25 protein-coding genes and 1 other RNA gene are annotated in these 23,667 nt (G+C 64.8%); 9 read left to right on the forward strand and 17 right to left on the reverse strand.

Going from position 1 to position 23,667, the window contains the following annotated elements; genetic code table 11:
* Positions 1–5: 5 nt before the first annotated feature.
* From ACM42_RS27555 to miaA, 5 genes are all read right to left on the reverse strand, one after another.
* Positions 6–881, reverse strand: coding sequence for an EamA family transporter (locus tag ACM42_RS27555; RefSeq protein WP_271530811.1), 876 nt, complete (start codon positions 879–881; stop codon positions 6–8).
* Between the two features lie 170 nt (positions 882–1,051).
* Positions 1,052–1,747, reverse strand: coding sequence for a class I SAM-dependent methyltransferase (locus tag ACM42_RS27560; RefSeq protein ID WP_271530812.1), 696 nt, complete (start codon positions 1,745–1,747; stop codon positions 1,052–1,054).
* 3 nt (positions 1,748–1,750) lie between these two features.
* Positions 1,751–2,293, reverse strand: a complete 543-nt coding sequence (gene ilvN, locus ACM42_RS27565) for an acetolactate synthase small subunit (RefSeq protein WP_061879307.1) — start codon at positions 2,291–2,293, stop codon at positions 1,751–1,753.
* Positions 2,294–2,438: 145 nt separating this feature from the next.
* Positions 2,439–4,214, reverse strand: coding sequence for an acetolactate synthase 3 large subunit (locus ACM42_RS27570; RefSeq protein WP_271530813.1), 1,776 nt, complete (start codon positions 4,212–4,214; stop codon positions 2,439–2,441).
* 328 nt (positions 4,215–4,542) lie between these two features.
* Positions 4,543–5,484 carry a tRNA (adenosine(37)-N6)-dimethylallyltransferase MiaA gene (gene miaA, locus ACM42_RS27575; RefSeq protein WP_271530814.1) on the reverse strand — a complete coding sequence of 314 codons (942 nt, stop codon included), beginning with the start codon at positions 5,482–5,484 and terminating at the stop codon, positions 4,543–4,545.
* A 10-nt stretch (positions 5,485–5,494) separates the two neighbouring features.
* Between miaA and serB the strand changes: the two genes are divergently transcribed.
* The gene (gene serB / locus ACM42_RS27580) at positions 5,495–6,400 is read left to right on the forward strand and encodes a phosphoserine phosphatase SerB (protein ID WP_271530815.1); all 906 of its coding nucleotides are present in this window, start codon (positions 5,495–5,497) and stop codon (positions 6,398–6,400) included.
* A gap of 135 nt (positions 6,401–6,535) precedes the next feature.
* Here the strand turns inward: serB and ACM42_RS27585 are convergent, their stop codons facing one another.
* The 12 genes from ACM42_RS27585 to ACM42_RS27640 form a co-directional block, all read right to left on the reverse strand.
* Positions 6,536–8,053 carry a Do family serine endopeptidase gene (locus tag ACM42_RS27585; RefSeq protein WP_271530816.1) on the reverse strand — a complete coding sequence of 506 codons (1,518 nt, stop codon included), beginning with the start codon at positions 8,051–8,053 and terminating at the stop codon, positions 6,536–6,538.
* A 143-nt stretch (positions 8,054–8,196) separates the two neighbouring features.
* The gene (locus ACM42_RS27590; protein WP_028177121.1) at positions 8,197–8,403 is read right to left on the reverse strand and encodes a DUF2065 domain-containing protein; all 207 of its coding nucleotides are present in this window, start codon (positions 8,401–8,403) and stop codon (positions 8,197–8,199) included.
* Positions 8,404–8,475: 72 nt separating this feature from the next.
* Entirely contained in the window at positions 8,476–9,372 is an 897-nt protein-coding gene (hflC, locus tag ACM42_RS27595; RefSeq protein ID WP_271530817.1) for a protease modulator HflC, read from the reverse strand.
* Positions 9,369–10,508: an FtsH protease activity modulator HflK gene (hflK, locus tag ACM42_RS27600; protein ID WP_271530818.1), complete on the reverse strand. Its 1,140-nt coding sequence runs from the start codon at positions 10,506–10,508 to the stop codon at positions 9,369–9,371. Before hflK ends, hflC begins: the two co-directional genes overlap by 4 nt.
* A gap of 128 nt (positions 10,509–10,636) precedes the next feature.
* On the reverse strand, positions 10,637–11,170 hold the full coding sequence (locus tag ACM42_RS27605) for a dihydrofolate reductase (protein ID WP_271530819.1): 534 nt from the start codon (positions 11,168–11,170) through the stop codon (positions 10,637–10,639).
* Entirely contained in the window at positions 11,170–11,655 is a 486-nt protein-coding gene (locus ACM42_RS27610) for a GNAT family N-acetyltransferase (RefSeq protein WP_028177117.1), read from the reverse strand. Before ACM42_RS27610 ends, ACM42_RS27605 begins: the two co-directional genes overlap by 1 nt.
* Positions 11,656–11,660: 5 nt before the next feature.
* On the reverse strand, positions 11,661–12,455 hold the full coding sequence (locus ACM42_RS27615; protein ID WP_271530820.1) for a thymidylate synthase: 795 nt from the start codon (positions 12,453–12,455) through the stop codon (positions 11,661–11,663).
* Between the two features lie 186 nt (positions 12,456–12,641).
* On the reverse strand, positions 12,642–13,622 hold the full coding sequence (locus tag ACM42_RS27620) for a tripartite tricarboxylate transporter substrate binding protein BugD (protein ID WP_271530821.1): 981 nt from the start codon (positions 13,620–13,622) through the stop codon (positions 12,642–12,644).
* Positions 13,623–13,758: 136 nt separating this feature from the next.
* Positions 13,759–15,273, reverse strand: a complete 1,515-nt coding sequence (locus ACM42_RS27625) for a tripartite tricarboxylate transporter permease (protein ID WP_271530822.1) — start codon at positions 15,271–15,273, stop codon at positions 13,759–13,761.
* 7 nt (positions 15,274–15,280) lie between these two features.
* Positions 15,281–16,042 carry a tripartite tricarboxylate transporter TctB family protein gene (locus ACM42_RS27630; protein WP_271530823.1) on the reverse strand — a complete coding sequence of 254 codons (762 nt, stop codon included), beginning with the start codon at positions 16,040–16,042 and terminating at the stop codon, positions 15,281–15,283.
* Between the two features lie 95 nt (positions 16,043–16,137).
* Positions 16,138–16,668: a chromate transporter gene (locus ACM42_RS27635; protein ID WP_271530824.1), complete on the reverse strand. Its 531-nt coding sequence runs from the start codon at positions 16,666–16,668 to the stop codon at positions 16,138–16,140.
* Positions 16,665–17,261: a chromate transporter gene (locus tag ACM42_RS27640; RefSeq protein ID WP_271530825.1), complete on the reverse strand. Its 597-nt coding sequence runs from the start codon at positions 17,259–17,261 to the stop codon at positions 16,665–16,667. The genes ACM42_RS27635 and ACM42_RS27640 overlap by 4 nt, the downstream gene beginning before the upstream one ends.
* Positions 17,262–17,345: 84 nt before the next feature.
* On the opposite strand from ACM42_RS27640, the gene ssrA reads away from it, so the two are divergent.
* From ssrA to ACM42_RS27680, 8 genes are all read left to right on the forward strand, one after another.
* Positions 17,346–17,712, forward strand: a transfer-messenger RNA (tmRNA) gene (ssrA, locus tag ACM42_RS27645).
* A gap of 117 nt (positions 17,713–17,829) precedes the next feature.
* On the forward strand, positions 17,830–18,348 hold the full coding sequence (locus tag ACM42_RS27650) for an SspB family protein (protein ID WP_028177111.1): 519 nt from the start codon (positions 17,830–17,832) through the stop codon (positions 18,346–18,348).
* An 88-nt stretch (positions 18,349–18,436) separates the two neighbouring features.
* Complete coding sequence (gene fumC, locus ACM42_RS27655) at positions 18,437–19,876, forward strand: class II fumarate hydratase (protein WP_271530826.1); 1,440 nt, start codon at positions 18,437–18,439, stop codon at positions 19,874–19,876.
* Between the two features lie 278 nt (positions 19,877–20,154).
* Positions 20,155–20,343 (forward strand): DUF4169 family protein, encoded by a 189-nt coding sequence (locus ACM42_RS27660; RefSeq protein ID WP_028177109.1) that lies wholly within the window; start codon positions 20,155–20,157, stop codon positions 20,341–20,343.
* The gene (locus ACM42_RS27665) at positions 20,340–20,591 is read left to right on the forward strand and encodes a ribbon-helix-helix domain-containing protein (RefSeq protein ID WP_025038043.1); all 252 of its coding nucleotides are present in this window, start codon (positions 20,340–20,342) and stop codon (positions 20,589–20,591) included. Before ACM42_RS27660 ends, ACM42_RS27665 begins: the two co-directional genes overlap by 4 nt.
* A 115-nt stretch (positions 20,592–20,706) precedes the next feature.
* Positions 20,707–20,982 carry a FeoA family protein gene (locus ACM42_RS27670; RefSeq protein ID WP_061879324.1) on the forward strand — a complete coding sequence of 92 codons (276 nt, stop codon included), beginning with the start codon at positions 20,707–20,709 and terminating at the stop codon, positions 20,980–20,982.
* Between the two features lie 35 nt (positions 20,983–21,017).
* Complete coding sequence (gene feoB / locus ACM42_RS27675; RefSeq protein ID WP_271530828.1) at positions 21,018–22,889, forward strand: ferrous iron transporter B; 1,872 nt, start codon at positions 21,018–21,020, stop codon at positions 22,887–22,889.
* A gap of 176 nt (positions 22,890–23,065) precedes the next feature.
* On the forward strand, positions 23,066–23,563 hold the full coding sequence (locus ACM42_RS27680; protein ID WP_271531171.1) for a GNAT family N-acetyltransferase: 498 nt from the start codon (positions 23,066–23,068) through the stop codon (positions 23,561–23,563).
* Positions 23,564–23,667: the final 104 nt, after the last annotated feature.

Here is a 23,667-nt window from a genome sequence, read left to right on the forward strand (position 1 = left end):
TCACCTCACGCGGTCTTCGGCAGGACTTGCGGGCGCTTCGCCAGCACCATCACAGCGATGCCGCCGATCACGGTCAGCATGCCGGCGAGGCGCAACGGTCCGAACCGCTCGCCGAACACGATGCTGGAGGCGGCCGAGCCGACGAACGGCACCAGCAGCGCGAACGGCACCACTTGCGCGGCGGGATAGTCGCGCAGCAGGCGGCCCCACAGCCAATAGGCGATGCTGGTGGAGATGCCGCCGAGCATCAGCATGCAGAGCGCCGACGTCAGCGATAGGTGGGTCAGCGACGTCCAGGTCGGCGCCGGCCCATTGGCGATCAGCGCCAGCGCGAACAGCGGCACCGCCGCGGCGAGACATAGCCAGGCGAACAGGTCGAACATCGGCACGCCGCGGGCGCTGCGCAGCAGGAGATTGCCGACGGCAAAGCTGAGCGGCGAGATCATCAGCACCGCGAAGGCCGCGACGCTGAAATCATAGCCAACGGTGCCGCAGATCATCAGCAGGCCCGCTGCGGCAACGACGATGCCCAGCGTCTGCAGCGGCGTCGGCCGCTCGCCGAACGCCAGCGCGGCAAAGCCGATGGTGAACAGCGCCTGACTCTGCACGACCACGCTGGTCAAGCCGACCGGCACGCCATGGGCGATGCCGTAGGCCTGCGACAGGAACTGGCCGAGGAACAGCGTGAAGCTGATCGCCAGCAGCAGCGACCAGGCGACCTTCGGCTTGCGAACGAACAGGCACGGCACCGCGGCAATGGTGAAGCGTAGCGCCGTCATCAACTCCGGCGACAGCTCGTCGAGCGCGATCCGGCTTGCCACGAAGGCAAGTCCCCAGATGGTCGCCACCGTGGCGGCGATGAGGATGTCGGCGGGCTTCATTCCACCCCCCTTAACCTCTCCCGCTTGCGGGAGAGGTCGGCGCGAAGCGCCGGGTGAGGGCTTTCTCCTCTGGAGCGTTCTCGCTTGTGGAGACACCCTCTCCCCAGCCCTCCCCCGCAAGCGGGGGAGGGAGCGCAGCTATGTTGTAGTGACAGCCTGCTCTCACAGCTCTAGCCTTGCTCGCCGGCTTTCGGTTTGCGCAGCAGATACGTGCCGTGCATGGGTGCATGGTAGTCGGCCGAGACCAGCATGAAGCCGACGTCGGCCAGCATCCGCTCCATCACCCAGCCGAAGGTGGAATATTCGTCGCGCATATGCGTCACCACGCTCTCCCGCGCGAAATCGTGGTTCTTGATCTGGAAGTCGGCCCATTGCTCGACGTCACGCTCGACCGCGTCGGGCATCGCGGTGTAGACGATGTCGCGCAGGTAGAAGCTCGCACCCGGCTTCAGCGCGCGATAGATCCGCGACATCGCCACCGCCTTCCAGAAATCCGGCAGATGGTGCAGCGTGAACTCGCTGACGATCAGGTCATAGGAGGCCGGCCGGTAGGCGAAACTGAGCAGGCCCGCCGACTGGGTGCGCACCGGGGCCTTGCGGTCGCGGGCGTAGATCTCGGCGAGCGCCAGCATCGCCGGCGAGATGTCGATGGCGTCGACCTCTGCGCCCATCAGCGCAGCTTCGGTGGCGAGCACGCCGTTGCCGCAGCCGATATCGGCGATACGCCAGCCGCGCTGCACACCGAGCATTTTCAGCGCGGCGCGCGCCCGCAGATCGGCATCGTCATGGCTGTCGTAGATCGATGCCACAGCGGGCTCGATCCCCATCCGGTTCCGCTCGTTGTAGTACCAGTCGCGCGCCAACATGGCTCACATCCCCTCAGGTCCGCGACCGATCGCGGCGACGCCGGTACGCGACACCTCAACAAGGCCGAGCGGGCGCATCAGGTCGATAAATTGATTGATCTTGTCCGTATTGCCTGTGATCTCGAACACAAAGCTCTCGGTGGTGGCGTCGATCACGCGGGCGCGGAACGCATCCGCCAACCTGAGCGCCTCGACCCGGTGCTCGCCCTGCCCGCGCACCTTCACCATGGCCAGCTCGCGCTCGATCGAACGCTTCGTCAGGGTCATGTCGACGACGCGGTAGACCGGGATCATGCGATCGAGCTGGTGCTTGATCTGCTCGATCACCATCGGCGTACCCGTGGTGACGATGGTGATGCGCGACAGATGCTTCTGGGCCTCGGTCTCCGAGACCGTAAGGCTCTCGATGTTGTAGCCGCGACCGGAGAACAGGCCGATGACGCGCGCGAGCACGCCCGGCTCGTTCTGCACGAGCACCGCAAGCGTGTGCGTCTCGTTGGGATCGTGGCGATCCTCGATGAAATAGGCGGATGCGGGCTGGTTCATTGTCGTCCCCTTCGAAAGTCTCTCGTCATGCCCGCGAAGGCGGGAATCCAGTCATCACCGGCGCCTGAGCGTTCCGCACCTGCCACAGCGGACTGGAGCGCCCGGTCGGACCGGGCGATGACATCGGAGTTTGCGGACATCGCGCTCACACCAGCGCCTTGCCGCCGGCGAATGCCTTCGCGGTGGCTTCATCGTTCGCCTGTTCCGGCAACAGCATCTCGTTGTGCGCCTTGCCGGAGGGAATCATCGGGAAGCAGTTCTCCAGCGCGGCGACGCGGCAGTCGAACAGCACTGGGCGCTTGACCGAGATCATCTCCTTGATGGCGCCCTCGAGATCGGCGGGCTTGTGCACCTGGAGGCCGACGGCGCCATAGGCTTCCGCGAGCTTGACGAAATCCGGCAGCGCTTCCGAGTAGGAATGCGACAGGCGGTTGCCGTGCAGCAGCTGCTGCCACTGCCGCACCATGCCCATGTACTGGTTGTTCAGGATGAAGATCTTGATCGGCAGCTCGTACTGCACTGCCGTCGACATCTCCTGCATCGTCATCTGCACCGAGGCATCGCCCGCGATGTCGATGACGAGACTGTCGGGATGGGCAACCTGCACGCCGACCGCCGCCGGCAGGCCATAGCCCATGGTGCCGAGTCCGCCCGACGTCATCCAGCGATGCGGCTCCTCAAAGCCGTAGAACTGCGCCGCCCACATCTGGTGCTGGCCGACCTCGGTCGTGATGTAGGTGTCCTTGCCGCGCGTCGCCTCGAACAGGCTCTGGATCGCGTGCTGCGGCAGGATGACGTCGTTGCTCTTCTTGTAATAGAGCGAGTTGCGGGCACGCCACTGCGCGATCTGCTGCCACCAGCTCTTGATGTCGGGCTTCTTCGCCTCCGCCTTAAACACCTGGAGGATGTCGCCGAGGATGTTGCCGCAATCGCCGATGATCGGCACGTCGACGCGAATGTTCTTGTTGATCGAGGACGGATCGATGTCGATGTGGATCTTCTTCGAGCCGGGCGAGAACGCATCGACGCGGCCGGTGATGCGGTCGTCGAAGCGCGCGCCGACGCACAGCATGACGTCGCAATCATGCATGGTCATGTTGGCCTCGTAGGTGCCGTGCATGCCGAGCATGCCGAGCCAGTTCTTGCCCGAGGCCGGGTACGCCCCCAAACCCATCAGGGTGGAGGTGATCGGGAAGCCGGTGACCTCGACCAACTCGCGCAAGAGCTTGGTCGCCTCGGGGCCGGAATTGATGACGCCGCCGCCGCTGTAGATCACGGGGCGCTTGGCATTGGCCAGCAGCGCCACGGCCTTGCGGATCTGCGTCGCATCGCCCTTCACACGCGGCGCATAGGAGCGGTGCACGTCGGACTTGCGGGGCGGGTGATAGGTGCCGGTCGCGAACTGCACGTCCTTGGGCACGTCGACCAGCACCGGGCCGGGACGGCCGGAGGTCGCGACATAGAAGGCTTCGTGCAGCACCTTGGCGAGATCGTTGACGTCGCGCACCAGCCAATTGTGCTTGGTGCAGGGGCGCGTGATGCCGACGGTGTCGCATTCCTGGAACGCGTCGTTGCCGATCAGATGCGTCGGCACCTGGCCGGAGATGCAAACCAGCGGGATCGAGTCCATCAGCGCGTCGGTGAGTGGCGTGACCATGTTGGTGGCGCCGGGACCGGAGGTGACCAGCGCAACGCCCGGCTTGCCGGTCGAACGCGCATAGCCCTCGGCGGCATGGCCCGCGCCCTGCTCGTGGCGGACCAGGATGTGCTGGACCTCGCTCTGCTGGAAGATCTCGTCATAGATCGGAAGCACCGCGCCGCCGGGATAGCCGAAAATGTCGGTCACGCCGTGATCGATGAGCGCACGGACGATCATCGCGGCGCCGGTCATCTGGTTCGGATCGTGGCTCTTGTCGCTCATTGGCTTGCTCCGGATGCGCTGTTGTCAGTGGCTTCGTTCGTGTCGGGTTCGGGAAATAAAAAAGGCCCCGAAGAGGGCCCATGCACACCGCCTGTCTTGTGGATGGCAGCTAGCCATCCCCGGCGGTGTGCCTGGGTACGACGGCGATAAGGAGTTTGGTAATAATGTTACGCATGGCAGGGCTCGGCTTCCCAAAGGTTGCGCGAAACATAGCGGCCAAAGCCCGGATGTCAAGGCAATGCGGCCATTCCCACGCGATTTTGGCAGTGTAGCGGTGTTCCCGCAGCTCGGCGAGAGGTAAATTCGGGGAACCCGGCACAAAAGCGCGTCAGTCGGAAGCCTTGCCCGCCTTCACGACCGCCGCGAGCCAACCCCTCGCCTCCTCCGGCCTGACCCATTCGAATTCCGGCAATTGGTGCCGGAACCAGGTGAATTGCCGCTTGGCGTAATGGCGGGTGTCGGCGCGGCCGATGCTGGCGGCCTCCTCCAGGCTGAGCTCGCCGCGCAGATGCCGGATCAAGGCCGGCACGCCATGGGCTTTCATCGCCGGCAGCAGCGGATTGAGGTGTCTGGCGGCGAGCCGTTCGACTTCCCTCAACGCGCCGGCTCCCAACATGGCGCCGAAGCGGGCATCGATGCGGGCATAGAGCTCGTCGCGCTCGGGCGCGAGAAACACCGCGCGAAAACTGTCCTTCGGCAGCAGCGGTGGCTGTCCCTCCCGGTGCCAGTCGAGCAGCGAACGCCCGGTCGCCTCGATGACCTCGAGCGCGCGCGCAATCCGCGTGCGGTCGCGCAGGTTCAATCGCTCGGCGGCAGCTGGGTCGCGGCGCGCAAGTTCCGCGTGCAGCGCCTCGACGCCATTCCGTTCCAACCGCGCACGCACATCGTCGCGCACCTCGGCAGGGATCGGCGGCACCACGGAGAGGCCGGCCGTCAGAGCCTTGAAATAGAGCCCGGTGCCGCCGATGAAGATCGGCAGACGGCCTTGAGCCCTTGCTTCATCGAGCGCCTTCGCCGCGTCGCTGACCCAGGCACCAGCCGAGAAATTCACGGCCGCATCGACATGGCCATAGAGGCGATGCGGCACGAGCGCCTCGTCCGCCGCCGTCGGCCGTGCCGTGATGATGCGGAGGTCGCGGTAGACCTGCATGGAATCGGCATTGATGACGACGCCGCCAGTGGCGAGGGCAAGCTCGAGCGCCAGCGCCGACTTGCCGCTGGCGGTCGGGCCTGCGATAAGCACGGCCTTGCTTGAATGCCCCTCGCTCACGAAAACCTCAATGTCCCTCGTTGCCACGCTGATCTGCAACCCTGACAATCCCGCACTCGACTCGACCATCGTCGACGGCGCCCGCGCCGTGCTGCCACAGGCGGCGCCCGCGCACTGGCTGTTCGACGGCGTCGCGGTCGACATCCCCTTTGGCACCGACAGTAACCTCGAAGGCGACCGTCACGCCATCGAGCAGCGGTTGCGCGAGCTCCGCGGCGACCAGCCCATCGACATCGTCGTGCAGCCAGCCGGCGCCCGGCGCAAGAAGCTTTTTCTCGCCGACATGGATTCCACCATGATCGGCCAGGAATGCATCGACGAGCTCGCCGATTTCGTCGGCGTCAAGGCGCATGTCGCCGCCATCACCGAGCGCGCGATGCGTGGCGAGATCGAGTTCGAGCCGGCGCTGCGCGAGCGCGTCGCGCTGCTCAAGGACCTGCCCGCAAGCGTGGTCGACGAGGTGCTGGCCAAGCGCATCACGCTGACGCCGGGCGGCAGAACACTGGTCGCGACCATGCGCGCGAACGGCGCCTACACCTGCCTCGTCTCCGGCGGATTCACGCTGTTCACGACCGCGGTCGCCACCAAGATCGGCTTCCAGGAGAACCGAGCCAACGAGCTCGTCGTGCGCGACGGCAAGTTCACCGGCGAGGTGAAGGAGCCGATCCTCGGCCGCGCGGCAAAGCTAGCGACGCTGGTGGACTTGATGGAGTCGTTCGATCTCGACGACATCGACTCGGTCGTGGTTGGCGACGGCGCCAATGATCTCGCGATGATTCAGGCGGCCGGGCTCGGCGTGGCGTATCACGCCAAGCCCGCGGTGGCGGCTGCCGCGGCAGCGCGGATCGATCACGGCGATCTCACCGCGCTGCTGTATGCGCAGGGCTATCGGCGCGACGAGTTCGTCGACGTGTAGCCTCTTGCCGCACACTCAGCGGCCGTAGGGTGGGCAAAGGCGCCCTTGCGCCGTGCCCACCATTTCACGCCGTGATGGTGGAGAGAAGGATGGTGGCACGCTTCGCTTTGCCCACCTTACGGCACCGTGCGTTTCCTACTGCACGCTCAGGGCCACGAAGCGCAGCTCGCCGTCGCCGTTGGAGACCAGCAGCAGCACCGATTTCTTGCCGTCCTTCTTGAGCTGATCGACCCGCTTCTGGATGTCGGCACCGCTGGAAACGGCTTCCTGCGCCACCTCGACGATGACGTCGCCGGCGGACAGGCGCTTCTCGGCTGCGTCGGAATTGGTGTCGACATTTGTGACGACCACGCCCTTGACGCTGTCCTTGATCTTGTAGCGCGTGCGCAGATCCTTGTTCAGCGTTGCGAGATCGAGGCCAAGCGCCTTCTGCGTCACCGGCTTCTCCGGCGCCGGCTCGTCGGTCTTCACCGCGGCCTGCACCTTGTCGGGATCCTGGAGGCGACCCAGCGTGACCTTCTTGGTCTCTTCCTGCCCCTTGCGGATGATGACGACGTCGACCTCCTTGCCGACCGCCGTGTCGGCGACGACGCGGGAGAGGTCCTTCGGATCCTTGACGTCCTTGCCGTCGAACTTGACGACGACGTCGCCGGGCTCGATGCCGGCGGGCTTGGCCGGACCCTTGTCGTCGACGCCGGCGACCAGCGCACCGCGCGCCGGCTTGATGTTGAGGCTCTCGGCGATTTCGTCAGTGACGCTCTGGATCCGCACCCCAAGCCAGCCGCGGCGCAGCTCGCCGAACTGGCGGAGCTGATCGACGACGCCCACCACCGTCTTCGACGGCACGGCGAAGCCGATGCCGATGGAGCCGCCGGATGGAGAGATGATCAGCGTGTTGACGCCGATGACGTCGCCGTCGAGGTTGAACAGCGGACCGCCGGAATTGCCGCGATTGATGGAGGCGTCGGTCTGGATGTAGCTGTCGTACGGTCCTGATGAGATGTCGCGGTTCTTGGCCGAGACGATGCCGGCGGTCACCGTGCCCCCCAGGCTGAAGGGATTGCCGATCGCGACCACCCAGTCGCCCAGGCGCAGCTTGTCGGAGTCGCCGAACTTGACCGCGACCAACGGCTTCGGCGGCTTGATCTTGAGCACGGCGAGATCGGTCTTCTTGTCGACGCCGACCAGCTCGGCCTTGATCTTGGTGCCGTCGTTGAGGATGACGTGGATCTCGTCGGCGTCCGCAATGACGTGGTTGTTGGTGACGACGACGCCTGATGCGTCGATGATGAAGCCGGAGCCGAGCGAGTTGGTCTTGCGCGGCGGGTTGTCGCCGCCCTTGCTGCCGCCTCCGGGACCCCGGCGGTTCTTGAAGAAGTCGTCGAAAAACTCTTCGAACGGCGAGCCGGGCGGCAGTTGCGGCATAGTGTTGCTGCCGCCGCCGCCCTTGGCCTCGACCGTCTGGGAAGTCGAGATGTTGACGACCGCGTCGATCACCTTCTCGGCGACATCGGCGATGCCATCCGGTCCGCGCGCATAGGCCGGCGTGCCGAACGCGCTGAAAGCACCGACGGCGAGCGCGGCCAGCCCAATTCGCACACCAAGTCGCACGCGACGGCGCGAGCGGGACGGGGCAGTGGTGGCAGCGGTCATTGTGATCTCCAGACAAAGGGATTCGGCGCCAGACTGCGCTCGAACGGGGGCACGGCGCAAGCGCGGAGCTTAACGGGCCTCAAGACCCCGACAATACGACGAAAACCGGTCTGACGCCTTCACTTTGGCGTTGGCCTGATGCCCTAAATCGGGCGCCGGATTACCCAGATCAGGACCAGACCGGCCACGGCCGAACCGATCCCAACCGCCCGCAGGACGTTGTCCGGCGTAGCGATAGCGCTCTTCATGGCCTTGCGCATCCAGTTGGGACTGGCCGCGAACATCAAGCCTTCCAGCACGAACAGGATGCCTAGGCCGATGAGGAAGTCGGCGAACGCAATGGACCTCATCGGAATGGAACCTCCCCGCTATACTGTTCTTGTCTGGACAAAGGGCGGCCAGACCGGCCGCCCTTGTCTAGCTTACGGCTTCGCCGGCGTCTCGGTCGCCATCTTGCCGGACGGGTTGCTGAAGTACCGGAAGAAATCCGAATCCGGTCGCAGCAGGAAGCGGGTGTCGTTCGAACGGAGCCCGTTCTCATAGGCCGTCATCGACCGGTAGAAGGCGAAGAAGTCGGGGTCCTGGCCGTAGGCCTCGGCGAACAGGCGGTTGCGCTCGGCGTCGCCAATGCCGCGCGTTTGATCGGCTTGCGACCTTGCCTCTGCCTCGATCACGGTGGCCTCGCGGTCGGCCTTGGACTTGATCTCCTGCGCCTTCTGACCGCCCTGTGCACGGAACTCGGCGGCCTCGCGTTCGCGCTCGGTCTTCATGCGCTGGTAGACCGCCTGGCTGTTCTGATCCGGCAGGTCGGCGCGGCGGATCCGGACGTCGACGACCTCGATGCCGTAGCCGTCGGCCTCGCGATCGAGCTGGTCGCGGATGCGCTGCATCAGCTTCTCGCGGTCGTCGCGCACCACGTTGATGAAGGTGACCTCGCCGAGCACGCGGCGGAGCGCCGCGTTCAGGAGCGTGGTGAGCTGGACGTTGGCAGCCTGGATCGAGCCGATGCTCTGATAGAAGCGCAACGCGTCCTTGATGCGGTAGCGCGCGAAGGCGTCGACCACGAGCCGCTTCTGGTCGGACGCGATCGCTTCCTGCGACGGATTCTCCAGGTCGAGGATCCGCTTGTCGATGTTGATCACCGAATTCCACGGCGCCTTGAAATGCAGGCCGGGCGCGGTGACGACGTCGACGGGCCGGCCGAACTGGAGCACGATCGTCTGCTCGGTCTGCTGCACCGTGAACAGCGACATGTAAGCTACGATCAGGACCAGAAGCAGCCCGAGCAGCGTGACGAAACCTGTGACCGGAGACCTCATCGGCTGCCTCCGCTCGACTGCGGACCGGTGGTAGGCGGCCGCTTGGTCGTCAGTTCGGGAAGCGGCAGATAGGGCACGACGCCCTGCCCCGACGCGCTGCCGCCGTCATAAATGAGCTTGTCCGCGCCACCGAGCACGCGTTCCATGGTCTCCAGATAGATCCGTTCACGCGTCACGTCGGGCGCCTTCTTGTACTCGTCGTAAACCTTCAGGAAGCGCGCGCTCTGGCCCTTGGCCTCGGCGACCGCCTGCTCCTTGTAGCCTTCGGCAGCCTGCAGGATCTGCGCGGCACGGCCGCGCGCCTGCGGCACCACCTGATTGGCGTAAGTCTGCGCTTCGTTTTGCAGCTGCTCGAGATTGGCGCGCGCCGCCTGTACGTCGCGGAAGGCGTCGATCACCTGCGCCGGCGGATCCACCTTCTGCATCTGCACCTGGCTGATCTGGATACCCGCGCCGTAGCTATCCAGGGTCTTCTGGATCAGTTCGTGCACGTTCTGCTCGGTGACGTTCCGCGCGCCGGTCAGGATCGGCTGGATCTGCGAGCGGCCGATCACCTCGCGCATCGCGCTCTCGGCGACCGCCTTCACGGTGCCTTCGGGATTCTGGATGTTGAAGAGGAAGTCGCCGACGCCGTCCGGCTTGATGCGCCAGAGCACGGTAAAGTCGACGTCGACGATGTTCTCGTCGCCGGTCAGCATCAGGCTCTCTTCAGGCACGTCGCGAATGGAGCGGCCGCGCCGCGCCGGATCGTCGATCAGCGTCATGCCGATGGAGGTGGTGTTGACGCGCAGCGCCTTCGGCAGCAGCACGGTCTCGATCGGATAAGGCAGATGATAGTTCAGGCCCGGCTGCACGGTGCGGACATGCTTGCCGAAGCGCAGCACGACGCCGAGCTCTTCGGACTGCACGCGGAAGAAGCCCGACAGCAGCCAGAATGCAACGATCAGCAGGATGATCAGCGTGATGCCGATGCCGGAGAAATAGCCGCCCGGCATGATCTGCTGGAGGCGGTCCTGGCCGCGCCGCAGAAGGTCTTCCAGATCCGGCGGCCTCGGCCCGACCGGTTGCGGGCCTGAGCCCCATGGTCCCTTTGGACCCGAGCCCCACGGGCCACCGCCCTGATTCTTCCACGGCATTCGATGATCTCCTCGGCAGGGTGGAATTGCCCCCGCCCGCTTTGTCCGGTCCGGCTTTATAGGGGACAGGCAGGTCCCTTACAACGCAACCCGGGCCGTCTTCCGAGCTATGCTCAGGCACGAAAAAGTCAATGTAAACATTGGCGAATGCGGTTAATGGCCGCCCGCCGACGATATGTCACATAGGAGAAATCGGCGCTGTCGTCGGGTCCGGCAGGATGACGGATGCGCGTGGTCTCCTCCCACCCGGCCTTGTCGATGTCGAAACGCGTGTCGCCTTCGGGCCGCGCATGCACTTCGGTGATTTCGAGGCGATCGGCGCGATCGAGCCATTGCCGGTAGATCTCGGCGCCGCCGATCACCGCGATCTCAGTGACCGAACGCCGCAGGGCATCGCCGCGCGCGACCGCCTCCGCCTCCGCAGCCGATGTCGTGACGACGGCGCCCGCGGCACGATACGCCGCATCGCGCGTGATCACGATGTTGGTGCGGCCCGGCAGCGGCCGGCGCAGGGATTCGAAGGTCTTGCGGCCCATGATCACCGGTTTGCCGATCGTGAGTGCCTTGAAGCGGGCCATGTCGGATTTCAATCGCCACGGAATGGCGTTGCCGGCGCCGATGACGCCATTCTCCGCAATCGCGACGACGAAGACGATCTCCATCAGGGCGCACTCCCGGCAAGCCGCCTCAGCGCAGGCCCGGTGACGCGGCACAGCGTCCAGTCGTCCATCATGACTGCGCCCAGCGACTTGTAGAACGCGATCGACGGCGCGTTCCAGTCGAGCACCGCCCATTGCAGGCGCGACCAGCCGTTCTCGACGCATTCCCTGGCGAGATGGACCAGCAGCGCCTTGCCGAGGCCCCTGCCCCGATGCGACGGCCGCACGTAGAGATCTTCGAGATAGATGCCGTGGCGGCCGCTGAAGGTGGAGAAATTCGCAAACCACACCGCGAAGCCGACCGGCTCACCGTTCCACTCGGCGATCGCGCAATAGAGTTGCGGCCTTTCACCGAACAGCGCGTCGGCGATGTCAGCCTCGGTCGCCTCCACCTCGTGCGAGAGCTTTTCGTATTCGGCAAGCTCGCGGATGAAGGACAGAACGAGGCCGGCTTCTCCGGCCTGCGCACGACGGATGGCCAACGACATCTGCACTAGACCGCGACTTCCGCCTTGATGTGCGGATGCGGATCGTAGCCGACGAGCTCGAAATCCTCGAAGCGGAAGGAGAAGATGTCCTTTACATCAGGGTTGATACGCATCACCGGCAGCGCGCGCGGCGCGCGGGTGAGTTGGAGCTTGGCCTGCTCCAGATGGTTGGAATAAAGATGGGTGTCGCCGAGCGAGTGCACGAAGTCGCCGGGCTTCAGCCCGGTGACCTGCGCCACCATCATGGTGAGCAGCGCATAGGAGGCGATGTTGAAGGGCACGCCGAGGAAGACGTCGGCCGAGCGCTGATAGAGCTGGCACGACAGTTTGCCGTTCGCGACATAGAACTGGAACAGCAGGTGGCAGGGCGGCAGCGCCATCTTCTCGACGTCGGCCGGATTCCAGGCGGTGACGATCAGCCGGCGGGAATCGGGAGTGCGCTTGATCATGTCGACGACATTGGCGATCTGGTCGATGCTGCGCCCGTCGGCCGTGGGCCAGGAGCGCCATTGATGGCCGTACACTGGGCCGAGATCACCATTGGCGTCCGCCCATTCGTCCCAGATGGTGACACCGTTGTCGCGCAGATATTTGATGTTGGTGTCGCCCTTCAGGAACCACAACAGCTCGTGCACGATCGCCTTCAGCGGCAGCCGTTTGGTGGTCAGCATCGGAAAGCCGGCGGACAGATTGAAACGCATCTGGTGGCCGAACACGGAAAGCGTGCCGGTACCGGTCCGGTCGGTCTTCTCGGCGCCGTCTGAAAGAATCCGCTCGAGCAGGTCCTGATACTGGTGCATGTGCCAAAAACCTTAGGAAGACGGCAGCCTCGGGGGAGGCGGCGAAGTTAACGGCCACCCCCATGCTGCAACAGCTGCGATTCGCTGTCCGCGGTGATTATACCCGGAAAAATGAGTGTCCCCGGCACAAACGACAAGGGCGGAACCTGCGTTCCGCCCTTCTGCCTATCAGCTTGATCGGATTGCCTAAGTTGCCGGCTTGAGCACCGGGGTCCACTTCGCGATCTCGTTCTTGACGAGGGCGGCCAGCGATTCCGGCGTCCGTTCGGCGGGGCCGGGGATGACGCTGCCGAGCTCGAGCAGGCGCTTGCGCACGGTCTCGTCATCGAGCGCCTTGACGGCCGCAGCGTTCAGGCTCGCTACGATCGCGGGCGACGTTCCCTTGGGGGCGAACATCGCGTTCCAGGCCTGGGCCTGGAACTTCGGCAGGCCCGCTTCGGCCGTCGTCGGCACGTTGGGCAACGACGGATTGCGCTCCGGCGTTGCGATTGCATAGGCCTTGATGGTGCCGGCGTTGATCTGCGGCACGGCGTTGACGATCTGGTCGCACATGTAATCGACCTGGCCCGCCACCAGTGCGTTCATCGCAGGTCCCGTACCGTTGAAGGGCACACCGACCGGCTTGATGTCGAGGATCGAGTGCAGCAATTCGCAGGAGACATGCGAGACCGAGCCTACGCCGGCATGCGCGGCGTTCACCTTCTCGGCATTCGCCTTCACATAGGTGACGAACTCCTTCAGGTCCTTCGGCGGAAAGTCCTTGCGCGCGAGGATCAGGATCGGCGTGCCTGCGAGCAGCGCGATCGGCTCGAAGTCCTTCTCGGGATGGTAGGCGAGCTTTGGATAGAGCGGCACAGATGCGGCATGCGTGCCCATATGACCGGTGATCAGCGTATAGCCGTCATTGGCCGCGCGCGCGGCGCGCGTGGTCGCGGTGGTGCCGCCGGCACCGACGACGTTCTCGATGATGATGCTTTGTCCCAGTGTCTGCGCCATGTGCGAGGTGACGATGCGCGCGACGACGTCGGTCGGCCCGCCGGCCGCGAACGGCACGATCATGGTGATGCTGCGCGTCGGGTAGGTCTGCGCCTCGGCCGCCGCGATGAAGGTGCCCAGCGAAGCAAGCGCTGCGGCACATGCGCCCGTGAGCGCGCGAAGAAAGGTCATGTGGATCCCCTTGGACACAAACACACTGCCGGCCCAAAGGCCGCTATTTTCATTTCACGAAGCCGTCACACGAGTCGATTCGACTTCCGAATGCGGCGCGCCGACGCAGGACGCGGCGCGCCGTTGGGCGGCGACCTCAGTTCTCGGACTCGGTGAACACCTCGTCGCGCTTGGCGCGCAACGCCGGTAGCACCGTAAGGACAAGAAGGCCCGCCGCAACCGCCAGCAGCACCGCCGACAACGGACGCGTCAGGAACACGCTCCAGTCGCCGCGCGAGATCAGCAGCGCGCGGCGCAGGTTCTCTTCCATCAGCGGTCCCAGCACCATGCCGAGCAGCAACGGCGCCGGCTCGAAATCGTGCTTGATCAGCCAGTAGCCGACGAGACCGAAGATACCGGCCAGGATGACGTCGACCGGTGCGTTGTTCACCGAATAGATGCCGATCGCGCAGAAGATCACGATCGAGGGGAACATCAGCCGGTACGGCACGCGCAAGAGGCGCACCCAGATTCCGACCAGCGGCAGGTTGATGATGATCAGCATCAGATTGCCGATCCACATCGAGGCGATCATGCCCCAGACGAGATCCGGCTGCTTCTGCATCACCTGCGGACCCGGCACGATGCCGTGAATGGTCATCGCGCCCACCATCAGCGCCATCACCGCGTTCGGCGGGATGCCGAGCGTCAGCAGCGGGATGAAGGAGGTCTGCGCCGCGGCGTTGTTGGCGCTCTCCGGCCCCGCCACGCCCTCGATCGCGCCGCGACCGAACCGCGACGGGTCCTTGGCCAGCTTCTTCTCGAGCGTATAGGCCGCAAACGATGCGATGACCGCACCGCCGCCGGGCAGGATGCCGAGGATCGAGCCGAGCACGGTGCCGCGCAGGATCGGCGGCGTCGAGTCGATCAGGTCCTTCCTGGTCGGCATCAGGCCGGTGATCTTCTGCTGCACGAGGTCGCGGTTCATCCCGGCGCCATGGTCGAGGTTGCGGATGATCTCGGCAAAGCCGAACACGCCCATCGCGACCGTCGCAAAGCCGAGACCGTCGGCGAGTTCGGGAATGTTGAAGGCCATGCGCGAGGCGCCGGTCTCGATGTCCGAGCCGACCATCGACAGCAGCAGGCCGAACACGATCATCGCGATCGCCTTCAGCACCGAGCCCTTGGCCAACACCACCGCGAAGATCAGGCCGAGCACCATCAGAGAGAAGTATTCGGCCGGGCCGAACGCAAGCGCGAGTTTCGTGAGCGGCGCGCCGAGGATGGCAATCAAGACCGTCGCGACGCAGCCGGCGAAGAACGAGCCGATCGCGGCGATTGCCAGCGCCGGGCCGGCGCGGCCCTGCTTGGCCATCTGGTGGCCGTCGATGGCGGTGACGACCGATGTCGCCTCACCGGGTATGTTGACGAGGATCGACGTGGTCGAGCCGCCATATTGCGCACCGTAATAGATGCCGGCGAGCATGATCAGCGCGCCGACCGGCGGCAGTCCGAAGGTGATCGGCAGCAACATCGCGACGGTCGCGATGGTGCCGATGCCCGGGAGAACGCCGACCAGCGTGCCGACGAGGGCGCCGATCAGGCACATCAGGAGATTGATCGGAGAGAAGGCGACGGCGAAGCCGTGAGCGAGGTTGGCAAAGATATCCATCACGCCCTCACTGGATCAGGAAACGCGGAAACATCGGCATCGGCAGCCCGAGCACGTATGGAAACAGGATGGCGCAACCGAGCGTCAGGCAGGCGCCGACGATCGCCGCTTCGAGCCACCGCGTCTCGTGCGAGCCCGTCGCCGCGATCATGAAACTCGCGAAGGCCGTGACCACGACGCCGAGCGGCCGAATCGCCAGCGCGAAGAAGAGGATCGCGGCCACCACGAACAGCGGTCCGCGCCAGGAGTAATGGGCCATCGCAGGCCCATCGGTCAGAAGGCCGGTCAGGGCGATGCCGGCGGACAAGGCGACCAGCAGTCCGCCGAACATGCGCGGCGCGGTCCCTGCGCCAAAGGAGAAGCCCCGCATGCCCTGCAAATCACTCGACGCCCACAGGGCGAGCAGGGCGACCGCCATCAGGACGACGCCACCGACATAGTCCTGCGCCGAGCGGATCGTCATGAACAGCGTGAGGATCGCCACCGCGAACAGCGGATAGGAATAGATCAGCGCCAGCAGCACCTCGGACGACATCTTCTTGGTGCCGCCGCCGAACGATCCGAATATGGCACCGGGTGCGCCGGCGAGCAGCGCCGTCGCGTGGCTGGTGACGACCGTCGCCGGGCCGCGGCCGGTCCCCCAGCCGAAGAGTGTTCCGGTCGACCAGATCAATTCGAAAATCTGCGGCGCAATCGCCAGCAGACAAAAGCCGAGCGCCACCTTTGTGTTTCGGATGGCTGTCGCTGAGTGGCCCATCGTGTCGGCCATGCCTGTCTCCTCCGCGACCCGTAAGTCACGAGCACTGTTGTTCTAAATCGGCTGGAACTGGATCCCCCGCCCGGATCACTGCCTAGCGATTTTCATTACACAATGCCAGCAAAACCCAACACGCCCCCGGCGAGCAGGAGCCACAGTGGATTGACGCGCGAGACGGATGCCATCACCGCAACCATTGCGGTCAGAAGCAGTGCAGCAATGCTGCGATCGGTGGACTGGGCCAGGATCAGGGCACTCGCCGCCATCAAGCCAATCGAGAGCGGAACCAATGCAGCCTGGATCAGGCCGGGCCAGCGCGATTGGCTGGGGCGATTCAGGAGCCGGCTGACATAATAGGCAAGCAGCGCCGTCGGCAGGCACATCGCCAGCGTCGCCGCCAGCGCGCCGGGGATGCCGGCCACGGCATAGCCGATTAACGTCACGATAAGCACGTTCGGACCTGGCGAGAGCTGCGCGATCGCATAGGCGTCCGCGAACTGCTTGTCCGTCATCCAGTGATGCACCTCGACCGCGATACGGTGCATCTCGGGCACCGCTGCCGCAGCCCCACCGACGGCGAATAGCGACATCAGACCGAAGGTGGAGATCAGCGACCAGATCGGGCTGTGGCCGGTCATGCTGCTACTTTCCGCCGCAGGAAATAAGTGAGGCCGATACTGATGGGGATCGCGACCAGCAGCACCGCCTGGAGCGGCAGGCGAAGCACGCCGATGGCGAGGAACACGCCGAGCATCAGGATCACCGCGAAGGGATCCGCCCGCTTGAGCAGCGGCGTCATCATGCGGAAGACCACGGCGATCAAGAGGCCGACCGCCGCGCAGGAGATGCCGGCAAGGATACGGCGCAGCACCTCGATATCGCCGAATCGGGCGTAAGCGATCGCAAGCACCGTCATGATCAGCGTCGGCGGCAGCAACAGCCCGGCGAAGGCGGCAATGCCGCCGGCGATGCCGCGCAGCCGCGATCCGAACACCATCGACAGATTGACGATGTTGGGCCCGGGCAGGAAGTGGCAGAGCGCAAAGGTCTCGTTGAACTCGTCCGCGGTCATCCAGCGGTGCTGCTCGACGATCGCGCGGCGGGCAAACACCAGGACCCCGCCGAAACCGGCCAGCGACATCCTGGCGAAGGCCAGAAACAGCGCGATCAGGCTTGGCGGTGCGGTGGCGAGATCCGGCTCTTGGACGGCCGGTGCTGAATCCGAGGACATGTCAGGAGCTTAGAACGAGGGTCGCGCCGCGGCCAAGACGAACCGGAACCTATCCAAAGGGAACCGCAGCCAATCCGCTCGAAACCCCTGTTTTTCGAAAGCTTTGCGCCCTATATTGGGGATGCCGGTTCGCCGGCTATGGAAATAAACGGTCGTCGCAATAAACCATTCGGACCCGGGGGCGGTACCCGGCGCCTCCACCAAAGCCCACCATCGGGCTAGCCCAGAAGCGGGTTTTGGCGGGGGCGAAATAGGATCGACGAGGGCGTAAAGGGCGTACTTTTTCCCGGTATTGTTCCGCCGTTATCGGGCTACTGCAATAGTTGCCAACGACAACTTTGCTCCGGTTGCTCAGGCTGCGTAACGCAGTTTGAAAGACCACTCTAAAGTCCTAGCGGGTTAAGCTCCGTTAGGCGGGGTTCGGAGGCACCTGGCAACAGAAGCCTCCACTTTAACTCTTTCATTTCTTCCCCGGCGGGGACTCCTGCTCACCCCTCAGGCGCGGTACTATTGCGGCTTGGCGAGTCGGGCCGGCAGGGTCCGGCTTCGGGGATGCAACAGGACCACCATGGCGACCGATCATATCCGATATGATGTGCTGGCCCGCGACGCGCTGCGCGGCGTGCTGCGGAAGGTGCTGACCGATGCCGCGGCCCATGGCCTGCCGGGCGAGCACCATTTCTTCATCACCTTCGTGTCGAAGGCCGAGGGCGTGAAGCTGTCGCCGCGACTGCTCGCGCAATATCCGGAAGAGATGACGATCATCCTCCAGCACCAGTTCTGGGACCTGACCGTGCTCGAGGACCGCTTCGAGGTCGGCCTGTCCTTTGGCGGCATTCCGGAGCGGCTGGTGGTGCCGTTCAGTGCCATCAAGAGCTTCCTCGATCCGTCCGTGAAGTTCGGCCTCCAGTTCGACACCTCCGACGTCGCCGAGGTGCCATCCGAGACTCTGCCTGCAGCGCCCGCGCCGTCGGCTGTATCGGTGCCGGCACCTGCGACCGAGACAGCGGAAGCCACCGACGAGCCGACCCCGCCGAGCCAAGGCGGCGCCGAGGTCGTGCGGCTCGATCGTTTCCGCAAGAAATGATCTAGACTGGGCCCGAGCCCGTCGCACAGAGCCAAACTGCCTATATAGAGAAGCACACGAAAAGGCCGTGCGGCTTTCGCGCGGCAAAATGGATGTGCTCATGGCCAAGACGACCGCCAAGACGACCCGCCCCTCACGCTCCGCGACCCGCATCGAAACCGACAGCTTCGGTCCCATCGAGGTCCCCGCCGACCGCTATTGGGGGGCCCAGACCGAACGCTCGCGCCAGAATTTTCGCATCGGCGCCGATCGCATGCCGATCTCGCTGGTGCATGCCCTCGGCATCGTCAAGCTCGCTGCCGCGCAGTCCAACCTCGAGCTCGGCCTGCTCGACCAGCGCCGCGCGGGCGCCATCATCCGCGCCGCGCGCGAGGTGATCGAAGGCAGGCTGGACGATCATTTTCCGCTTGTCGTGTGGCAGACCGGCTCCGGCACGCAGAGCAACATGAACCTCAACGAGGTGATCGCCAACCGCGCCAATGAGCTGCTCGGCGGCGAGCTTGGCGCCAAGAAGCCGGTGCATCCCAACGACCACGTCAACATGAGCCAGTCGTCGAACGACTCGTTTCCCACCGCGATGCACATCGCGGCCGCAAGCCGCATCAATGCCGATCTCGTCCCTGCCCTCGGCGAATTGCTCCGCGCGCTGCGCAAGAAGGAGAAGGAGTTCGCAAAGATCGTCAAGATCGGCCGCACCCACACCCAGGATGCGACGCCCCTGACGCTGGGCCAGGAATTTTCCGGCTATGCCGCGCAGGTCGAAAGCGGCATTGCCCGGCTCAAGGTCGCGGTGAAGGACCTCTATCCGCTGGCGCAGGGCGGCACCGCCGTCGGCACCGGCCTCAACTCGAAGCCGCGCTTTGCAAAACTGTTCGCAAAGCATGTTGCCCGCATCACGAAGCTCCCGTTCACCAGCGCCGCCAACAAATTCGAGGCGCTGGCCTCGAACGACGCCTATGTGCTGGCGCACGGCGCCATCAATTCGATCGCGACCGGCCTGTTCAAGATCGCCAACGACATCCGCCTGCTCGGCTCCGGCCCGCGTTCGGGCCTCGGCGAGCTGATCCTGCCGGAAAACGAGCCGGGCTCCTCGATCATGCCCGGCAAGGTCAATCCGACCCAATGCGAGGCGATGACCATGGTGTGTTGCCAGGTGTTCGGCAATCACACCGCCATCACCGTCGCCGGCAGCCAGGGCCATTTCGAGCTCAACGTCTACAAGCCCGTGCTCGCCTACAACATGCTCCACTCGATCCGCCTGCTGGCGGATGCCGCACGCTCCTTCACCGAACATTGCGTCAGCGGCATCCGCGCCGACGAAAAGCGCATCAAGGAGCTGATGGAGCGCTCGCTGATGCTGGTCACGGCGCTGGCCCCGAAGATCGGCTACGACAACGCGGCAAAGGTCGCCAAGACGGCGCATGCCAACGGCACCACGCTGAAGGAGGAGGCGTTGCGGCTCGGCTTCGTCTCGGCCGCCGAGTTCGACCGTCTGGTACGCCCCGAGAAGATGACCAGCCCGGGATAGATTTCCGAATTCCGACAGCCATCCGTAATGATACGGAGCCTCGGCCCTCCAGAAATATGCGGTTTTGGGGGAGGGATTTGATTACCGTCAATGTTACGGCGGAGCGGCGTGTTACGCAGCTCTACTGCCCTCGACGGGCGAAATTCATCGTTTGATGGTCCGATGGGCCGATTGACGAGGACGAGCGAATGGCGATCAAGTCTTTCGGGGCGCAACGCGGCACCCTGTTTCTGAATGTTTCATCCTGCCTAGCGAGGATCGGATGATGGAGACGCGGCATGGGGAACGTCATCAACCTGAATCGATTCAGGAAGCGCGCCGAGCGGGAAGCCTCGGCGAAGCAGGCGGACGCCAACCGGGCGAAATTCGGTCGCACGAAGGCGGCACGCTCGGCGGAGGAGAAGCGGGCGGACCAGGCCAAGGAGCATCTGGACCAGCACCGGATCGATCACGAGGAGCAGCCATGAAGTCGCCCGTCGTGAAGCGGTCAATCGTCGTCGCCGGCCACAAGACCAGCGTCAGCTTGGAAGAGGCGTTCTGGAACGGCATGAAGGAGATCTCCGGCCTGCGCAACATGACGTTGTCCGAGCTGGTCGGCGAGATCGACAACAACCGCCAGCAAGGCAATCTGTCGTCGGCGATCCGCCTCTTCGTCCTGGACTACTTCAAGAGCCGCGCCATGGCCGCCCAGCCGGACAAGGTCCCGGCCCAGTAGCCTTCGGGGGTGCCCACGACGGCACCCCGGCTGCGACACTTTAAAATCACTCTAAGGTGCAGCTTCCGCGGGCGTGCGCGCTTGACCTCAATGCCTTGCGTTGAAAATACAGGGCATGACCGACACCACTGACACGCGTCCGCACATGCCGCTGGGTCTGGCCCAGCGTGGCTATACCGGCGTCATCCAGCACCTTTCCGCCAAGCAGGCGGGCTCGGCGCTCTCGGACGTCGAGCTCGAAAGCCGCCTGATCGAACTCGGCTTCGTCGAGGGCGCCCGGGTCGAGATCTTGCATGAGGGGCTGGTCGGGCGCGATCCGATCGCCGTACGGGTCGACAGCATCACCATCGCGGTCCGCCGTCGCGAAGCCATGGCCATCATCGTCGCCTAGATAGCGACGGGACGCCTCATCCGGGCCCTGATCACATGGAACTACCCCTGCTGCATCTCGCCCTGGTGGGCACGCCGAACAGCGGCAAGACCTCGCTGTTCAACGCCCTGACCGGCAGCCGGCAGAAGGTCGCGAACTATCCCGGCGTCACCGTCGAGCGCAAGGAGGGCTTCTTCGTCACCCCCTTGGGACGCCAGGTCTCGGTGGTCGACCTGCCCGGCACCTATTCGCTGCGCGGCCGCAGCCCGGACGAGGAGATCACCCGCGACTTCGTGCTCGGCAAGGCCAGCGGCGAGACGGTGCCCGACCTCGTGCTGTGCGTCGCCGATTCCACCAATCTGCGCCTGACCATCCGCCTGCTGCTCGAGCTCAAGCGCACGGGACGGCCGATGATCCTCGTGCTCAACATGTTCGACATCGCGAGCCGCCGCGGCATCACCGTCGACGCGGAGCGGCTCGCCAAGGAGCTCGGCGTGCCCGTGGTCACCTCGATCGCGGTGCGCAAGGGCGGCACGGCCGATCTGCTCAAGCTGACCGACGACATCTCGGCCAAGCTCGCCGCCGAGCCGCGGGAGAACAGCTGGCGCGCGCTCAGCGTCAGCGAATTGCGCGCCACCCAGCGCGAGGCCGACCGCATCATCGCCGACTGCGTCAGCCTGCCTGCCAGGCCCGACACCTGGACCGCGCGGATCGACGCCGTGGTGCTGCATCCGGTCGGCGGCCTCATCGTGCTCGCGCTGATCCTGTTCGTGATGTTCCAGGCGGTGTTCGCCTGGGCGCAGCCGCTGATGGACCTGCTCAATTCGGGCTTCGACGCGCTGGGCGAGTTCGTCCAAGCCACCCTGCCCGGCGGCCTGCTCCAGAGCTTCCTCCAGAACGGCGTGATCTCGGGCGTCGGCAGCGTGATCGTGTTCCTGCCGCAGATCATCATCATCTTCCTGTTCATCCTGCTGCTGGAAGATTTCGGCTACATGGCGCGCGCCGCCTTCCTGATGGACCGCATCATGGGCGGCGCCGGCCTGCACGGCCGCGCCTTCATTCCGCTGCTGTCGAGCTTTGCCTGCGCCATTCCCGGCATCATGGCGACGCGCGTCATCGACAACAAGCGCGACCGGCTGACCACGATCCTGATCGCGCCGCTGATGACCTGCTCGGCGCGCATTCCGGTCTACACGCTGATCATCTCGGCATTCATTCCGGCCAGGGACGTCTGGGGCTTCATCAACCTCCAGGGCCTCGTGATGTTCGGCCTCTATGCGACCGGCATCATCAGTGCGCTGCTGGTTTCGTTCCTGATCAAATTCTTCATGCTGCGCGACTTTGCGCCGGCGCCGTTCATGCTGGAGCTGCCGGACTACAAGATGCCGCGGCTGAAATCGATCGCGATCGGCATCTACACCCGCGCCAAGATGTTCCTGCAACGCGCCGGCACCACGATCTTCTCGATGATGGTGCTGATCTGGTTCCTGGCCTCGTTCCCGCAGCCGCCCGCGGGCGCCACCGAACCCGCCATCGACTTCAGTCTCGCCGCGATCATCGGCAAGGCGCTCGAACCGCTGCTCTCGCCGGTCGGCTTCAACTGGCAGATCGCAGTCGCCCTGATCCCGGGCATGGCGGCGCGCGAAGTCGCGGTCGCAGCCCTCGGCACCGTCTATGCGATCGAGGGCGGCAAGGAAGCGGCCGAGCAGATCGGCCAGGTGCTGGCGACGAAATGGTCGCTGGCGACCGCGCTGTCGCTGCTGGCCTGGTACATCTTCGCCCCGCAATGCGCCTCGACGCTGGCCGTGATCCGGCGCGAGACCGGAAGCTGGGCCTGGATGGCCGTGACCTTCGCCTACATGTTGGTGCTGGCCTATGCGGCGAGCCTCGTGACGTACAACGTCGCTGTCGCGTTCGGGGCGGGATAGCCCTCGCCATATCAAAAACGCGAAAACAACCCCATGCACAGTAGACGGGAGCCGTGAAAACAATGACTTACGGATTATCCTAAGTCCGCTTGCATCGTCGGGCAAAACAGCGGCATAATGGCATCATCGGCCCGCTACGGCATGGCGACCTTCTCGAAATGCGTCCATCTGGCTCCATCGATCGCTTCGTCACCGAACGACTGACCGCCGAACGACTGCGCGAGGCTGATCTTGCTGATCTCGTCGCATTGCATCTCGATCCCGAGGTGTCCCGTCACCTCGGCGGCGTGCGCTCGGCCGAGACAACGAAGGAATATCTCGACGTCAACATGGCGCATTGGGACTGGTATGGCTTTGGGCTGTGGGCGCTGCGAACGAGCGACGGGGCGTTCGCAGGACGGGCGGGCCTCCGGCACATCCTGGTGGACGACATCGACGAGATCGAGATCGCCTACGCGTTCACGCGCAACCTCTGGGGCCGGGGACTTGCCGGTGAGATCGCGACCGCGATGACGCGCATCGGACTGTCACAACTCACGCTAACGTCCGTCATCGGCATCGTGAATGTCGGGAACGGTGCATCCCGCCGCGTGCTGGAGAAATCGAACTACCTTCTCGAGCGGAGCACGAACCGCCACGGCGAGGATGTCGTGATTTACCGTATCCGGCGGTGAATGTTCCAATCACCGGATTGGAGCATGCTGAAGTCCGGACCTGCTTGTGTTCAATCTTGAGGATGACTGGGCCATCTCGAGCCACTCACCATCGACGCCAGAAT

The organism is Bradyrhizobium sp. CCBAU 25338, from assembly GCF_028128965.1.
In the GTDB taxonomy this organism is placed as follows: Bacteria; Pseudomonadota; Alphaproteobacteria; order Rhizobiales; family Xanthobacteraceae; genus Bradyrhizobium; species Bradyrhizobium liaoningense.

Bases quoted from the DNA above. Each gene is read 5' to 3' on its own strand.
- ACM42_RS27630 (WP_271530823.1), bottom strand. From the start codon at position 16,042: ATGGCCGACACGATGGGCCACTCAGCGACAGCCATCCGAAACACAAAG.
- feoB (WP_271530828.1), top strand. From the start codon at position 21,018: ATGGAACTACCCCTGCTGCATCTCGCCCTGGTGGGCACGCCGAACAGC.
- ACM42_RS27570 (WP_271530813.1), bottom strand. From the start codon at position 4,214: ATGAGCGACAAGAGCCACGATCCGAACCAGATGACCGGCGCCGCGATG.
- hflC (WP_271530817.1), bottom strand. From the start codon at position 9,372: ATGAGGTCTCCGGTCACAGGTTTCGTCACGCTGCTCGGGCTGCTTCTG.
- hflK (WP_271530818.1), bottom strand. From the start codon at position 10,508: ATGCCGTGGAAGAATCAGGGCGGTGGCCCGTGGGGCTCGGGTCCAAAG.
- ACM42_RS27660 (WP_028177109.1), top strand. From the start codon at position 20,155: ATGGGGAACGTCATCAACCTGAATCGATTCAGGAAGCGCGCCGAGCGG.
- ACM42_RS27665 (WP_025038043.1), top strand. From the start codon at position 20,340: ATGAAGTCGCCCGTCGTGAAGCGGTCAATCGTCGTCGCCGGCCACAAG.
- ilvN (WP_061879307.1), bottom strand. From the start codon at position 2,293: ATGAACCAGCCCGCATCCGCCTATTTCATCGAGGATCGCCACGATCCC.
- ACM42_RS27625 (WP_271530822.1), bottom strand. From the start codon at position 15,273: ATGGATATCTTTGCCAACCTCGCTCACGGCTTCGCCGTCGCCTTCTCT.
- ACM42_RS27615 (WP_271530820.1), bottom strand. From the start codon at position 12,455: ATGCACCAGTATCAGGACCTGCTCGAGCGGATTCTTTCAGACGGCGCC.
- ACM42_RS27670 (WP_061879324.1), top strand. From the start codon at position 20,707: ATGACCGACACCACTGACACGCGTCCGCACATGCCGCTGGGTCTGGCC.
- ACM42_RS27585 (WP_271530816.1), bottom strand. From the start codon at position 8,053: ATGACCGCTGCCACCACTGCCCCGTCCCGCTCGCGCCGTCGCGTGCGA.
- ACM42_RS27620 (WP_271530821.1), bottom strand. From the start codon at position 13,622: ATGACCTTTCTTCGCGCGCTCACGGGCGCATGTGCCGCAGCGCTTGCT.
- serB (WP_271530815.1), top strand. From the start codon at position 5,495: ATGTCCCTCGTTGCCACGCTGATCTGCAACCCTGACAATCCCGCACTC.
- fumC (WP_271530826.1), top strand. From the start codon at position 18,437: ATGGATGTGCTCATGGCCAAGACGACCGCCAAGACGACCCGCCCCTCA.
- ACM42_RS27610 (WP_028177117.1), bottom strand. From the start codon at position 11,655: ATGTCGTTGGCCATCCGTCGTGCGCAGGCCGGAGAAGCCGGCCTCGTT.
- ACM42_RS27640 (WP_271530825.1), bottom strand. From the start codon at position 17,261: ATGTCCTCGGATTCAGCACCGGCCGTCCAAGAGCCGGATCTCGCCACC.
- ACM42_RS27590 (WP_028177121.1), bottom strand. From the start codon at position 8,403: ATGAGGTCCATTGCGTTCGCCGACTTCCTCATCGGCCTAGGCATCCTG.
- ACM42_RS27605 (WP_271530819.1), bottom strand. From the start codon at position 11,170: ATGGAGATCGTCTTCGTCGTCGCGATTGCGGAGAATGGCGTCATCGGC.
- ACM42_RS27650 (WP_028177111.1), top strand. From the start codon at position 17,830: ATGGCGACCGATCATATCCGATATGATGTGCTGGCCCGCGACGCGCTG.
- ACM42_RS27560 (WP_271530812.1), bottom strand. From the start codon at position 1,747: ATGTTGGCGCGCGACTGGTACTACAACGAGCGGAACCGGATGGGGATC.
- ACM42_RS27555 (WP_271530811.1), bottom strand. From the start codon at position 881: ATGAAGCCCGCCGACATCCTCATCGCCGCCACGGTGGCGACCATCTGG.
- ACM42_RS27635 (WP_271530824.1), bottom strand. From the start codon at position 16,668: ATGACCGGCCACAGCCCGATCTGGTCGCTGATCTCCACCTTCGGTCTG.